The 13,702-nt window shown below is 70.7% G+C and carries 10 protein-coding genes and 1 tRNA gene; 4 read left to right on the forward strand and 7 right to left on the reverse strand.

The features are described from left to right. Positions 1-62 precede the first annotated feature (62 nt). The gene (locus tag ACFPMG_RS32950; RefSeq protein WP_377000111.1) at positions 63-980 is read left to right on the forward strand and encodes a hypothetical protein; all 918 of its coding nucleotides are present in this window, start codon (positions 63-65) and stop codon (positions 978-980) included. Positions 981-1,051: 71 nt separating this feature from the next. Here the strand turns inward: ACFPMG_RS32950 and ACFPMG_RS32955 are convergent, their stop codons facing one another. Beyond that, positions 1,052-3,703: a glycosyltransferase gene (locus ACFPMG_RS32955; RefSeq protein ID WP_377000113.1), complete on the reverse strand. Its 2,652-nt coding sequence runs from the start codon at positions 3,701-3,703 to the stop codon at positions 1,052-1,054. A 191-nt stretch (positions 3,704-3,894) separates the two neighbouring features. Here ACFPMG_RS32955 and ACFPMG_RS32960 point away from each other — a divergent pair, with 191 nt between their 5' ends. After that, on the forward strand, positions 3,895-4,158 hold the full coding sequence (locus tag ACFPMG_RS32960) for a hypothetical protein (protein ID WP_014240910.1): 264 nt from the start codon (positions 3,895-3,897) through the stop codon (positions 4,156-4,158). A gap of 126 nt (positions 4,159-4,284) precedes the next feature. Here ACFPMG_RS32960 and ACFPMG_RS32965 read toward each other — a convergent pair whose 3' ends face one another. From ACFPMG_RS32965 to ACFPMG_RS32985, 5 genes are all read right to left on the reverse strand, one after another. Further along, the gene (locus ACFPMG_RS32965; protein ID WP_377000116.1) at positions 4,285-5,052 is read right to left on the reverse strand and encodes an endonuclease III domain-containing protein; all 768 of its coding nucleotides are present in this window, start codon (positions 5,050-5,052) and stop codon (positions 4,285-4,287) included. Next, on the reverse strand, positions 5,049-5,588 hold the full coding sequence (locus ACFPMG_RS32970; protein ID WP_377000118.1) for a hypothetical protein: 540 nt from the start codon (positions 5,586-5,588) through the stop codon (positions 5,049-5,051). The genes ACFPMG_RS32965 and ACFPMG_RS32970 overlap by 4 nt, the downstream gene beginning before the upstream one ends. A 108-nt stretch (positions 5,589-5,696) precedes the next feature. Next, on the reverse strand, positions 5,697-9,077 hold the full coding sequence (locus tag ACFPMG_RS32975; protein ID WP_377000120.1) for a DEAD/DEAH box helicase: 3,381 nt from the start codon (positions 9,075-9,077) through the stop codon (positions 5,697-5,699). Positions 9,078-9,262: 185 nt separating this feature from the next. Further along, on the reverse strand, positions 9,263-9,916 hold the full coding sequence (locus ACFPMG_RS32980) for a phosphatase PAP2 family protein (RefSeq protein WP_014240914.1): 654 nt from the start codon (positions 9,914-9,916) through the stop codon (positions 9,263-9,265). Between the two features lie 23 nt (positions 9,917-9,939). After that, a complete protein-coding gene (locus tag ACFPMG_RS32985) occupies positions 9,940-10,446 on the reverse strand; it encodes a hypothetical protein (RefSeq protein WP_377000122.1) in 507 nt (168 codons plus the stop codon). A gap of 212 nt (positions 10,447-10,658) precedes the next feature. On the opposite strand from ACFPMG_RS32985, the gene ACFPMG_RS32990 reads away from it, so the two are divergent. Then, positions 10,659-10,735: transfer RNA gene (locus ACFPMG_RS32990), tRNA-Arg, on the forward strand. 132 nt (positions 10,736-10,867) lie between these two features. Continuing rightward, positions 10,868-11,374, forward strand: a complete 507-nt coding sequence (arsN2, locus tag ACFPMG_RS32995; RefSeq protein WP_377000124.1) for an arsenic resistance N-acetyltransferase ArsN2 — start codon at positions 10,868-10,870, stop codon at positions 11,372-11,374. Here the strand turns inward: arsN2 and ACFPMG_RS33000 are convergent. After that, complete coding sequence (locus ACFPMG_RS33000; protein ID WP_377000126.1) at positions 11,343-13,673, reverse strand: O-linked N-acetylglucosamine transferase, SPINDLY family protein; 2,331 nt, start codon at positions 13,671-13,673, stop codon at positions 11,343-11,345. The two genes, arsN2 and ACFPMG_RS33000, sit on opposite strands and share 32 nt — an antisense overlap. Positions 13,674-13,702 lie beyond the last annotated feature (29 nt).

Genomic DNA, 13,702 nt, shown 5'->3' on the forward strand with positions numbered 1-13,702 from the left:
CAGCGGCTCCCCGCCCGGCCGCCCTAGGATCAGCGCACACCGCCGAACAGAGGAGCCCCGCCATGGTTCGCATCCGCCGCTTCGCGCCGCTGCTGTCCGGCCTCGCCGCCCTGGCGCTGCTGGGCGGAACCGCCGCCGCCCAGGATGCCGGCGGCTTCTCCGTCAACCCGCAGCTGGGCGCGGCGGTCGGCATGTCGATGGGCATGGGCATGGGGATGCCGCCGCTGCTGCCGCGTCAGCCCGTCTTCGTCAACGCCGCCCGGCGCGGCGCGCCTCCGGGGGCGACGGTGACCAACCCCAACATCAGCCGGCAGGCCACGCACCAGCAGGCCATCGCCAAGATCCGCGGCGACGCCGGTTTCCTGGGCGGCTTCAACAAGGGTCAGGCGCTGGCCGCCAGCCGCCAGCCGCCGCCGGAGCCCATCCTGCCGTCCTTCACCTTCATCGACGCACCCTTCATCGTGAACAACTTCGACAGCTCGCTGGCCCTGTCCTTCGGCGACAGCAACGTGACGGAGCAGTACATCATCCAGGGCGCCGAGGGGACCTCCGGCGGCGGCGTCGCTGTTGGGGGCAATGCCGGGGGTGGAGCGGTCGAACAGACCGCGGTGCCGTCCGCCACCGTCCAGGCATCCGCCCAACCCGTTGCCGCCGCCCAACCCGTTGCCGCCGCCCAGCCCCATGCCATCGCTCCGGCGCAGGTCGCGCCTCCAGTGCAGGCCCAGGCCCCGGTGCAGGCGAAGGTCCCGCCCTCGAAGCCCCAGCCGGGCGTGACCACCGGCAACGGCGGCCCGCCCCCCGACGGCTTCTTCGACCCCGTGATGAGCAACTTCGGCCCGCTGCCGCATCTGCCCGCGGCCCTGGCCAGCGGCGGCATCCAGTTCAACAACGTCGGCAGCGCCTTCAACGCCGCCATGGGTCAGGGCAACGTCGCCTCCCAGCAGATCACCAGCATCCAGGGGAAGAAGGGCAAGCGCTGAGCCTTCTCCCCAGGCACGAAAAAGCCCCCTTGCCGGCGGCAAGGGGGCTTCTCCGTCTGACGTTGAGAGGGTTACGCGGCGACCGGCTCGTTGGCAGCCTTGGCCTGCGCGGCGGCGGGCTGGGCCACGCCCTGCGGGGCGGGCAGCGGCGCCGGGCGCGGGGTGCCGGCGGGCAGCATATCGCCGACCGCCAAGCCCACGGCCATCAGGTTGGGCACGGCCATCGCCGTCAGCAGGATCGCCCACAGCTCCAGCGACAGGGTGCCCAGCGGGTTGGCGAACCACGCGGTCACCGCGGAGACCAGCAGCGCACCCGACAGCCAGGCTTCCGGCTTGGCGCAGAAAGCCCCCTGGGTCCGCTTGCCGCCCTTGGCGGTGACGCGGAAGGCGTCGCGCTTGCGGACCACGCCGCGGAGCGCAGCCAGCGCCACCGTGGTGGACAGCGCCATGCCGACGGCGCAGGCCCCGAAGCTCTCCTTCCACGAGTTGCCGGAGGCGTAGCGCGAGGCCAGCAGGCTCGACCCGGCGCGCAGGACCAGGGCGCCCAGCACCGCGGCGGTGGCCTGGACCGGCGGCAGGTGCAGCGGCAGGACCAGCGAGGCGAAGGTCCAGGTGACCGCCGCACCGGCGGCCAGCACGCCCACCGCGTCGGACCACCAGCGCGCCCAGTTGGTCAGGTAGCCGATCTTCTGGCCGACCGTCAGCTCCGTGGCGCCGGGCAGGAACTTCCGCCAGTGGGCGCGCAGGATCTGCGTGGAGCCGAAGACCCAGCGGTCGCGCTGCTTGCGGAACTGCATGAAGTTGTCGGGGGCGAGGCCATGGCCCAGCCGCTCGTCCGTGTAGGCGGCGCGGTAGCCGGCCGACAGGATGCGGATGCCCAGCTCGGTGTCCTCGCAGATGCCCTCTTCCGACCAGCCGCCGACCTGCTCCATGGCGGAGCGGCGCAGCATGATCATCGTGCCGTGGCAGACGAAGGCCTGGGAGGTCAGACCTTCCTGCATGCCGACGTCGAAGAAGGGGCGGTACTCGGCGGTCATGGCGGCCTTCAGCGGCGTCTCATGGCCGTCGCGGTGCTCCTGCGGCGCCTGGACGATGCCGACGCGCGGGTCGGCGAAGGTCGGGGCCAGCTTGTTCAGCCAGTCCGGCTCGACCGTGTAGTCGGCGTCGAGCACGGCGACGATCTCGGCGCGCGGGTCGGTGTGGCGCAGCGCGGCGTTCAGCGCGCCGGCCTTGAAGCCGCTGATCGTCTTGTACCAGTGGAACTTGAACTTCGGACCCAGCTCGGCGCACAGCTCCTCGACCGGGCGGACCAGCGCCTCGTCCTCGGTGTTGTTGATGAGGACGACGACCTCGTAGTCCGGATAGTCGACGCGGGCCAGCGAGGTCAGCGTGGCGGCCAGCACGTCCGGCTGCTCGCGGCAGGCGGCGATGTGCACGGACACCATCGGCTTGTGCTCCGGCACCGCGGGAACCCGCGGCAGCAGGGCCGGGGCGCGGCCGGTGAACAGGCGGCGGGCCACCTCGGTCAGGTCGGCGAAGGCCACCGACATCATCAGCGCGCCCAGCAGGAAGGCGGAGCCCCAGGTGGTCGCGGCGCCGAAGGTGAAGTATTCGGCGTAGGCACCGGCGACGGCCGAGCCGACGCCGAAGCCGACGATGTTGGCGCCCACCGACGCGGCCAGCGCGTAGGTCATGTTGGTGCGGCGGCGGAAGGCGGCGAAGGCCGACAGGGCGAGGCCGAGGGCCAGCGCCACGGCGGCACCCGCGCGGTCGCCCCAGGGGGCCGGGACGTCGCCGGCCAGCGGCCATTTCGGAGCGCGGTCGGCGTCGAGCACGCCCCAGGTCGGACCCGGCGAGCCTTCGATGCTGGACTTCCACACGCCGTCGAACGCCTCGACCACGTTGTAGTCGATGCCGAGCATCCCCGCCTCGGCGGCGAAGTTGCGGACGACGAAGGCCTGGGCCTGCGGCGTCGGGTAGGCGTCGTGGAAGTTCTCACCGCCCGACGGCCAGCCCACCTCGCCCACGAACAGCGGCTTGCCCGGATGCGCCTTGCGCACGGTGTCCAGCCGGTCGCGGATCCAGGTCAGCGCGTTCTCCACGGGCACGCCTTCCCAGTAGGGCAGGACGTGGACGCCCATGTAATCCGAGGCTGCGATGGTCTCCTTCGCCTTGACGATCTCCGACCACACGTCGGCGGTGCCGACCTTGATGTGCTTCGGCACGCCGGCGCGGACGCGGCGGATGTAGGAGGCCAGCTCCGCGTCGGTCAGCTCGGCGCGCAGCAGCGTCTCGTTGCCGACCACGACGCGCTCGATGCCGCGCACGGTGCGCGACAGCACGATGGCGCGGGCGACCTCGCGCTCGTTGCGGGCCTTGTCGTCGCTCAGCCAGACGCCCAGCGTGACATCCAGGCCATGCTTGGCGGCGATGGCCGGCACGTCGCCCTGGGAGCCCAGCGTGGAGTAGGTCCGGACACCGTCGGCGAAGCCGGCGATGGCGGTCATGTCGCGGTCCAGCTCCACCGCGTCGACCACCGGCTGGTGGTTCGGGTCGTAGCTGCGGCCCGACGGGGAGTAGGAGACGGATTCGATGCGACCCGGCACGGCGTCCACAGGAGTGGGCGCGTTGCGCCAGGACCAGAAGGACGCGTGGCCGGCAGTCACGGCGAGCATCGCCGCGGCCAAGGCCGCAGACCGGATCGAACGCTTCGGGTTGCTCATGTGGGGATTTCGCAAGCCTGGGTAGGATGGGTGGCGGGCGCCACCGGACACACAGACGAACGTGCGCTGCAAAAAACTATTCCCACGCCCTTCCCGATTTTTTTTGGGTGGCTGCACGGATTACCAAATTGGGAACGGCCGCCATCCTGCACCTGTTGGCATCACCGACCGCAACGACGGGAGACGACGAAATGACCGGCAAAAAGGTCGATGTGACCGCGCTGGAGGAAACGATGGACGAGGTGGTCGAGACCCTCGACCTCGCCGAGCAGGCCGCCGGCTATGTCCGCAAGGAAAGCACCGACCCCATGGACCAGGCCCGCGCCGCCGCCGTGCAGAAGCAGGCCGAAGCCATGCTCGACGCCGCCGAGCAGGCCGCTTCCGGTGGTGAACGCCCACAGCGCAGCAACCCCTCCCCCCTTCCGGGCATGCGCCGCCCGCCGCTGGTGAATTGAACACCTTGCAAACCTTGCCCCTACCCCGGCCCTCCCCCGCTTCGCAGGGGAGGGTGCCTTCTGCAAAGCGGCGGCGGTTCCCTCCCCTGCGATAGCGGAGGAGGGTTAGGGTGGGGGCAATATCGACTACGCCCCCTCCGCCGACGCCCCACCCGCCGTCCGTTTCTGCCCCTCCGGACACAGCTCCAACAGCACACACCGCTCACAGGCCGGGTTGCGGTGGAAGCAGACCCGCTGCCCGTGCAGCATCATCACCTCGTGATGGTCGTAGATCTGCTGGGCCGTCCACTCCGGGGGAAGCCGCGCCTCCAGAATGGTGTGCGACGGGCCGACCGCCACGCTGGGCGGAATCAGTCCGGTGCGCACGGCGACGCGGTGATGGTGGCTGTCCACCGGCAAGGCGGGGCGGCGCAGGCTGCTGAAGCTCATCACCGCGGCGCTGGTCTTCGGGCCGACGCCGGGAAGCGCCTGCAGCCAGGCCCGCGCCTCCGGCACCGTCATTTCCGCCAGGAAATCCAGGGAGAGTTCGCCGCGCAGCTCGGTGATCCGCCGAAGGATCGCCTGGATGCGCGGCGCCTTCTGCTCCGGCCACGTCACCCCGGCGATGACCGTCTCGACCTCCGCCGGGTCGGCGTCGCGGACAGCCGCCCAATCCTCCCCCCAGCGCGCCCGCAAGGCGCGGAAGGCCGCCCCGGACACCGCGTTGCGCGTGCGGTGCGACAGCAGCGAGGACACCAGTTCGCTGAGCGGATCGAGCGCGCGGAAATAGGCGATTGGACAACCGAAGATCAGGCAGAGCCGGCGGTGGATCTCCAGCAGCTTTTCATCGGGCAAAGCCGTGGGCAACAAGGCGAAGGACGTCTGGTCGTCGTTGGCCTTGAGACGGCGCTTCACGGGGCCGTCACACCGCCCGACCGGCCGCCCTCCGGCAGCATCAGCCCCTCGTCCGCCGCCATGGCGCGGGCGCGGGGGTCGGCCTGCACGGCGCGGGCGGTGTTGCGGGCGCGCTCCTGGACGCGGCGAAAGGCACGAAGCAGGGCCTGGGCCTCCGCCCGCTCCTGCTCGTCGCGCCGCGACTCCGCGGCTTCCGATGCTGCGATCTTGCCGGCCGTGGACCGCTGCGTCTCGCTGTAGCCGAACAGGCCGGGCTCCCAGCGCTTGAGATTGGCGTAGGCCAGGGCACGGGCGGAGCCGTCCAGCCCCTGTCCTTCCTCCCAAGCGGCCCGGGCGGCGTGCAGCTCGTCGGCCAGCACCCGCTGGGGCGGGCGCGGCGGCGGCGGTGGCGGCTGATGCAGCCGGGTGCGCGCCGCCTTCAGGGCGGCCACGCGATCCGGATCGTCACGCCAACGGCGGGCGTCCGCGGCGGCGTCGCGCCACGCGCCGATGAGCCGTTCCGGATCGGGTGCGGTGTCCCGCTTCGTCGATGCCATGGCCCTCCCCGTTGCAAGGGAAACGAACGCAATGCTTTCGTCGTCAAGGATCTATGCCATGGCGCCGCAAAGGCCAGACCGGGAAGGGCGGTAATCCCGAGGGTGCGGTCAGTCCGCCGCCCTACCCAGCAGATAGTCGATGTCCCCGCCTTCAAGTGCACTGATGAGACCGGTGCCCTCGATGGTTGCGTCGGAAAGGTTGCCTTTGCGCCGTTGCAAGTCGAGGATACGCTCCTCCACCGTGTCGGCGGCGATCAGCTTGTAGACGAAGACCGGCTTGTCCTGCCCGATTCGGTAGGCGCGGTCGGTCGCCTGATCCTCGGCCGCCGGGTTCCACCAGGGATCGTAGTGGATCACCGTGTCCGCCGCCGTCAGGTTCAGGCCGCGTCCGCCCGCCTTCAGGCTGATGAGGAAGACCGGCACCTCGCGGTTCTGGAAGCGGTTCACCGGCTCCGCGCGGTCCAGCGTGCGCCCGGTCAGCTCGACATAGCCGATCTTCGCCTCCTCCAGCCGCAGCTTGATCAGGTCGAGCATGGTGGTGAACTGCGAGAAGATCAGGATGCGCCGGCCTTCCGGCACCATCTCCAGCACCATGTCGGTCAGCGCGTCGAGCTTTGCGGTCTCCTTCACCTTGCCTGCGGCGGGAATCTTGACCAGACGCGGATCGCAGCAGACCTGTCGCAGCTTTAGAAGCGCGTCGATGATGGTGATGGCGTTGCGCGACACGCCGCTGACCGCCAGCGCCGCCCGCACCGTCTCGTTCACCGACAGGCGGATGGTCTCGTAGAGGTCGCGCTGCGCCGGCTCCAGGTCGATGCGCACCACCACCTCGGTCTTCGGCGGCAGCTCCTTGGCCACCGCCTCCTTGGTGCGGCGCAGCAGGAAGGGGCGGATGCGGCGCATCAGCTGCTTGGCGCGGGTGCCGTCGGCGCGCTTCTCGATGGGGGTGCGGTAGCGGCGCCCGAACTCCTTGCGGTCGCCGAGCAGGCCGGGCATCAGGAAGGCGAACTGGCTCCACAGTTCGCCGAGATTGTTCTCCACCGGCGTGCCGGACAGGCAGAGCCGGTTGCGGGCGTTCAGCGCGCAGACGGCGCGGGTCGCCTTGCTGTCCGGGTTCTTGATCGCCTGCGCCTCGTCCAGGATCAGCATGTGCCAGTCCCGGCGCTTCAGCACCTCGACGTCGCGGCCGACCACGCCGTAGGTGGTCACCACGATGTGGGCGCGGTCGAGGTCGCCCAGCTTCTCGTGCCGGTCCAGACCGTGCAGCACGACCACCCGCAGATGCGGGGTGAAGCGCTGCGCCTCGGCCACCCAGTTGGGGACGAGGCTGGTCGGCACGACGACGAGGCAGGGGTCGGTCAGCCGCCCCTCCTTCTCCTCCATGGCGATGTGGGCCAGCGTCTGGGCCGTCTTGCCGAGGCCCATGTCGTCGGCCAGGATGCCGGCCACCCGGTTGGCCCGCAGCCCCTGCATCCAGGCGAGGCCGACGCGCTGGTAGTCGCGCAGCGTGCCCTGGAAGCCCGGCGGCGGGTCCATCTCCGCCGGCATCTCCTGCTCCTGGATGGTGCGCAGGTAGCGGTCGATCTGGCCGGTGTCCTCGGTGCGCCGCGCGATCAGGTCGTCGATGTCCAGAAGGCCGTCGGCCTCGGTCAGCGGCACCTTCAGCGTGTCGTCAAGCCGCCGCCCGCTGTCGAGCATGGATTCCAGGACGCTGAGCAGCCGCTCCACCCGCTCCGCCGGCAGGGCCAGCACGTTGCCGTCGTCCAGCACCAGATGGGCGCGCCCGTCGATGACGCGGGTCGCCTCCATGCCGCCGCGCTCGATCAGCGTCGCCAGGATGGGCAGCAGGGCGCGGCGCTCCCCGTCGATCTCCACGCCGACGTCGAGGTCGAACCAGCCGTCGCCGGAGTCGCGCACGGCGACCGCCACCTCCTCGTTCGCCTCGACGACGCGGGTGCCGAAGTCGGCGCCGATCTCGACGGTCCAGCCGTCCTTGCGCAGGGCCGGCACCTCGGTGGTCAGGAAGGCCGACCAGCGCTCGTCGGCGTCCTTGCCGGTCAGCCAGTGGACACGGGTGCCGCGGGCGTTCAACTGGCCCTTGGGCGGCTCGATGCGCGCCTGGGCGAAGCCGAAAGCGGCCAACCTTTCCAGCGCTCCCTGCTCCAGAGCCTTGTCGCGGCGGACGAAGACCGCTCCGGCGGGCTCCTCGACGCGGGCGAACTGGCGCTGGTCGTCGGGCTCGATCTCCGAGGGCGAATCCTCCTCGCCATAGTCGAAGGCGAGCCGCAGCACGTCCACCAGACCGCCGTCCGGCGACACCACCCGGCCCAGCCGGGCGACAACGCGCGGGTCGCGCTCCACGATGGTCGCGGCGGGGTCGGAGCCCATGCGCACGCCGCCTGGCATGCCCGCGGCGAAGGCGGAGGCCGCCGGAAAGTCCGGGCGCACGGGCGCCGGTCGCACCGGCGCGGGGCGGGCGGACCCCTTCAGGGGCGCCGCCTTCGCGGCAGCCGTCTTTGCGGGAGGCGGAGCGACCGCAGCCTTGGGCTTCGGGACCTCGACGACCTGCAACTCGACGGGGCAGACGGTGCCGGCCTTCGGATCGACGCACCAGTAGCCCTGCCCCTTGATCAGCGCAGCGCCGGGCGGCAGGCCGGTCGGGCGCAGCTTGCGCGTCGCCGGGTCGCGGAAGGCGCGGATGGTCATCCCCGCTCCCTCCGCCAGCGTTGTACCGCCGCGCCAGCGCAGCCGCCCGCAGCCGAGCAGACGGCGCAGGATGCGGTCCACCACGTCGCCGCGGCTCTTGGCGACCGGCGTGCGCACCACCCCGCCGCCGCCGAGCATTCGGGCGATGGCGCGGTCCACGTCGCCGTCCAGGCTGCGCGGCGCGCGGGCCAGCACGTCGCGCGGGCTGGCCGGGGTGGACACGTCGTCGCCCTCCCCCGCCCCCTCCACCGCGATGACCGCGGAAACGAACATGGCCGCCTCGTCCTTGCCCGGCTCCAGAGTCCAGCGGACGCTGAGCACCGGATCGGGCGGAGGCGGTGGTGGAGGTGAGGGCACCGGTTCGGCAATCGGCGGCAGCGCGGGGGCCGCGTCGGGAACCGCCTGGAGCGTCGGCGGCTCTGCGGCCGGGGGCGCGTCGAACAGGGACATCTGCCGCCCTTCCGGACGGGCGTCCAGCGTCATCAGCGCCGCCGCGGCCATGTGGGCGCAGGCGTTCCGCCCGCAGGTGCAGCTCTTGTCGAAGACCACCCGGCTGCGCCCGCGCACCGGAACGACCGTCACCGACAGCGTCCGGCCGAGGTCGGTCACCGTGGCGGCGATCCGCGCCTCGGCCTCCAGAAGCGTCACCGCCCCGGTCAGGATGAGCGTGCGCCCGCGCTGCAGCGTCTTCGCATCGAAGACGCGCGCCAGATCCTCCTGCGAAAAGGAGACCGTCGCGCTGGCGGTGGCGGCGGCGCGGGGAAGGGAACCGAACAGCGACATGGGCCGGAAGGGATACCGAAAAAGCAGAACGGGTCAGGAACGGGGCGTCGGTATAAGCTCACACCATGCCCCGTCGCAAGCCCGCTCTCAACCCTCAACCGACACCGCAAGGCAAACATTCCGGTTGCCAAGTCCAGGGAAGACCAACCCCGGACGGTCGCGGCAGCCGGCAAGGAAAACAGCCGCTACAGCCGTTCCAGGAAACTGTTCAGCGGCGGCATCGGACCGCAGACTGGGGATTCCTCACGGAGCAGATAGGCGAAATGCTTCAGCATCGGCTCGGCGTTGGTGCGGTCGCCGAGCGCGTAGGTGGCGACGCCGAACAGAACGACCAGGGCGAGGACCAGCGGGCTGAGGTTCAGGCGCGACGGGGTCATCCGGTTGAAGCTCTGCGCGAAGGCCGCCACCGCGAGCCCGCCGAGGATGAGACCGACCACCACCTCCGTCACCGAATGGTAGCGCAGCAGGATGCGCGAGGCCGCCACTCCCACCACCAGGCCGAGGGCGCCGAGGACCACCACGCCACGCCGCCAGCCGTCCAGCGAGCGCGCCGCCATCACCCCGACGGCCCCATAGACGGCGGCGGCGAGCGCGGCGTGGCCGCTGGGGCTGGTCAGCCGGTCGTCGAACAGGCGGATGCCGCAGGCGTGCCCCAGGATCTTCAGAAGCGCCACCGAGCCCATCAGCATGGCCAGCACGGCCAGCCAGCGCGCCGCCGAGACCGCCGAATGGCGGCGCCACAGCATCACGATCAGGATGCCCGCCACCGGAAGCACGAAGGACGTGCTGCCGAGAAGCGAGATCGCTTTGTTGACGTGCCAGAGGTTCAGATGTCCCACGGTCCTCGCCGCTCCCTTTCCATTCAGCGCATGCGAACGAGCATTCCGTCCCGGTAGTTCCAGGCCGCCGTGCTCTTTCCGTCGGACGCCGGCAGCGAAACGGTCAGTGTCCGCTCGACCTGCTCCACCTTCGGCGCGTCGCTGCAGGTCCCGAACGGCAGCGAGACGGAGGGCTTGGTCCCGCCGAGGTCGAGCACGCGGAAGCGCGCGGCGCATTTGCCGTCCACGCTCTCCTGAAGCAGCACCAGCCAGCGCCCTTCCATGTTGTAGGCGTTCACGAAGGACAGGGTGCGCCCCTCGCGGTCCTCGTAGACGACGCGGTCGTTGACGGTCACCTGGATGACCTTCGGGCCGAGTTCGACCATCTGGACGACCTCGTTACCGATGGCCGCGGACACCAGCACCGCGGCGCCGGACCGGTCGTCCGCCGCCTGTGCCGTCGCGATTGCCGCCGCCCCGATCGTTGCCGTCACGGAAAGCGCCGTCAGCAACCCCACCGGCCCCATAACGGCGCGGCTCAGAAACGTCATGCCCATAGCTGTTCTCAAATGCCCTTCTGGCTGGTCGCTCTCCACGCCAAGGTAAGCCCAACCGCCGCCATTCTGTAGTCCGTCAAAGGGCTGACATCCGCTTGCCGGAAAAATTTCACGAGCCGGACGATTTTGGTTGCCTTCCGGCCACGCCACGATTAAAAACCGCGCCACCGCAGACGACGGCCCCGCCGACGCCGCGGCAGAGAGAAGCGCCCGTAGCTCAGCTGGATAGAGCACCAGACTACGAATCTGGGGGTCAGGAGTTCGAATCTCTTCGGGCGCGCCACTCTCCTCTTCCCATACAAGTTCCCACGACACGGTGTCGAACGCGGTTGGATCAGGCGATCCGGCGGCGTTATTCTTGTTTTCGGGAATTGTTCGCACCCGCCGCGAACGGACCGAAGGGGAGGAAGCCGTCATGACGGGATCACGGACGGCCACGCCGCTGACGATGCAGGAATTGCCGGCTCTCGCGGTTCTTCTCGCCATGGAGGGCTTGCCGAACCAGGACATCGCCGACGCAGGGCGGCGCTTCTGGCGCGTCGACGACCCCGATGGGCTCCTGGGTTACGGCGGCTTGGAGATCTATGGGCGCGACGGCCTCCTCCGCTCGGTCGTCGTGCCGCCGGACCGCCGCGGCAAGGGCGATGGCCATGCGGTCGTGGACGCGCTCTCCCGCGAAGCTCTGGCGCTCGGTCTGGAGCGGTTGTGGCTGCTGACCATCGGCGCCGCCGGCTTCTTCGAACGCATCGGCTTCACGCGTGCGGAACGGAGCGAGGCACCGCCGGGCATCCGCGCCAGCGCACAGTTCGCCGGCCTCTGCCCCGGCAGCGCCGTCTGCCTGCGCCGCGACCTTGGGCCGCCCGCGGAGGGAACAGCCTCCGCCGTCACGGCTATCCCGCCAGAAACCGCTCCAGTCCGGTGATGGTCGCCCGATCACGATAGACGACGGGAAGAGCGGCGGTCTGGCGGGATCTGCGGATGGCCCGCGCCGCGGGGTCGAGCCCCAGACGAACGGCGTCCGCAACGAAGTCGTCCGGACCTTGGGCGACCACATCGGCCATGTCGAGGCGGTCCAACAGGGCGGCGGCAAGCCGTCCGCGCATGAAGCCCCCCCGCAGGGTAACCAACGGAAGCCCCGCCTCCACCGCCTGCAAGGCCGTGTTGAATCCGGAAAAGCCGATGCTGTCGAGATAGACGTCCATCACCCGCAGGGTCGCAAGATACGCATCATGGTCGAGCGGATCGGCGAAGACACAGCGCTCCCGGCTGTCGATTCCCTGGAGAGCGAAGGCCCGTTCCAGCCGATCTTCAAAGATGCGGGTGACGGTGGATTGGCTGTGCCGGAAAAAGAGGAACCGGCTTCCCGGCACAGCGGCGGCGATGGCGGGAAACACATGATCGTGCTGCGGCAGGTACTTGAACAGGCTTTGGCTGCACAGAAATGCCGGCGCCCCGTCGGACAGGCCGAACCGCCCGCGCGTGACCGACGCGACGGGGCGCCGCGTGGGCTCGACGTAGCAACCGAGGTTGGGAAGCCGGTGCAGGCGCTCGCTGTAGAAGGCGTCTCCATCCGGCGGCTCCAGCAGGTCGCCCGACAGATAATGGTCGAGCGTGGGCAGCCCCGTCGTGTCGGGGTGCCCCCAGGCCACAGCCTGCACCGGCGCGAGGCGGAGCGCCGCGAGCCGATGGGTCATCGGCTCCATGCCGACCTCGGGGAACAGCAGCGCGTCGGGCCGGTCGGCGACGATGGCCTCCGCCCAGCGCTCCACGGTGCCAAGGCAGCGACGGAACACCGCGCACCGCGACGCGGCCAGAGCGGTGCAGGCGTCCTCCTCGCCGGTGACATGGTATCCCAGAAGGGTGAAACGCTCCGGATCGAGCTGGGTCAGCCAGCCGGCCAGGATCGCCCGCCACACCGAATGGTCGTGGAAATACGAGGAGACGATGCCGACCCGCAACCGCGCCCGGACCGGCCGGGGGCGGGCCGAGGCGCCAGGCGTTTCCGGGATGGCCGGGATGCGGCTCCCCAATCGCGCCTGCATCAGCCCGGCCATGATACCGCCGTAGGTTTCCTGCAAAGCCCGGTTGTCCAAGCCCTGGTAAGCCAGCAGGAAAGGCAGATGCGCGCCCGCGAGATCGGCGGCGCTCCGCCGCACGTCGGCCGGAGCGCCCGGACCGATCAGCCCATCGAGCGCGGCGAGATGGTGCGCATAGGCCGTCCGTCTGGACGCCAGTTCCGCGTCGTCGGCGTAGACGTGGCGAAGTTGCGCGACGCACAAGGCCATCCGGCACGCGGCGTCCCACGGTGCGGCCTCCACCCCCCGGGTCAGAAGGCCAGCGGCGACAGCGTCGTCGCCGCGGCCGGCGTGGAGCACACCCAAGGCGTACAGCAGGCCCGGATGGTCCGGGGCGGCGCGCAGCCCCTGGTTCAACACCCGCAGACGGTCGGGTGTGCAAGGCCCGGATGACGCGCTGCCCAGCCCGAAATAGGCGTCGCCGTTGTCGGGCTGGCAGGCGACCGCCCGACGGAACGCCACCACCGCCGCCTCGGTGCGCCCGAGATCGGCGAGCGCCGCGCCGAGATTGACCAGCACCATCGCCGAGCCGGGCGAGAGCCGCGCAGCGCAGCGGAAGGAGACCGCCGCCTGCGCCACGGCACCGCCGGCGCGCAGGAGGTTGCCAAGATTGTTGCAGGCCGCGCCATGGGTGGGGTCGAGCGCGATGAGACGGCGATAGGCCGCCGCCGCTTCCCGCTCCTCCCCCCGCGCCCGCAGCATCCGCGCGAGGGAGAAGCACAGGCCGCCGTCCTCGGGCCTCAAGTGCAGCACTTGCCGGAACACCGACACGGCCTCGTCGGTCGGAGGCCCTTCGGCCAGCAGCGGCGCCAGAGCGGCCAGCGCGTCCGGGTGGCCGGGGCGCAGCGTCAGCGCGCGGCGGTGGAGCGCCGCCGCCTCGTCCGTCCGGCCCATCCCCAGGACCAGCTTGCCGAAGTTGGCGTGGAAGTCGGCGATGTCCGGGGCACTGGCGATGGCGCGACGAATCCGCGCCACCGCCTCCACCGGGCGGCCCTGCTGCCCGTCGAGCACACCCAGCAAATGCAGCGCGTGAGGCTGGTCCGGCTCGACGGCGAGGATTCGTCCGTAAAGCTCCCTGGCCTCCGTCAATGCACCTTGGAGATGATACTCGACCGCAAGCCCCAGCGCTTCCTGCACCGTCGCCATGGAGAAGCCCCCGCGCGCATCTTGACCGA

Source organism: Azospirillum himalayense, assembly GCF_042657465.1.
Lineage (GTDB): Bacteria > Pseudomonadota > Alphaproteobacteria > Azospirillales > Azospirillaceae > Azospirillum > Azospirillum himalayense.

What these genes read in the sequence shown, in the direction of transcription:
- ACFPMG_RS32970 (WP_377000118.1), bottom strand. Translation starts at nt 5,588, where the DNA reads ATGGCATCGACGAAGCGGGACACCGCACCCGATCCGGAACGGCTCATC.
- arsN2 (WP_377000124.1), top strand. Translation starts at nt 10,868, where the DNA reads ATGACGGGATCACGGACGGCCACGCCGCTGACGATGCAGGAATTGCCG.
- ACFPMG_RS32950 (WP_377000111.1), top strand. Translation starts at nt 63, where the DNA reads ATGGTTCGCATCCGCCGCTTCGCGCCGCTGCTGTCCGGCCTCGCCGCC.
- ACFPMG_RS32985 (WP_377000122.1), bottom strand. Translation starts at nt 10,446, where the DNA reads ATGACGTTTCTGAGCCGCGCCGTTATGGGGCCGGTGGGGTTGCTGACG.
- ACFPMG_RS33000 (WP_377000126.1), bottom strand. Translation starts at nt 13,673, where the DNA reads ATGGCGACGGTGCAGGAAGCGCTGGGGCTTGCGGTCGAGTATCATCTC.
- ACFPMG_RS32955 (WP_377000113.1), bottom strand. Translation starts at nt 3,703, where the DNA reads ATGAGCAACCCGAAGCGTTCGATCCGGTCTGCGGCCTTGGCCGCGGCG.
- ACFPMG_RS32960 (WP_014240910.1), top strand. Translation starts at nt 3,895, where the DNA reads ATGACCGGCAAAAAGGTCGATGTGACCGCGCTGGAGGAAACGATGGAC.
- ACFPMG_RS32975 (WP_377000120.1), bottom strand. Translation starts at nt 9,077, where the DNA reads ATGTCGCTGTTCGGTTCCCTTCCCCGCGCCGCCGCCACCGCCAGCGCG.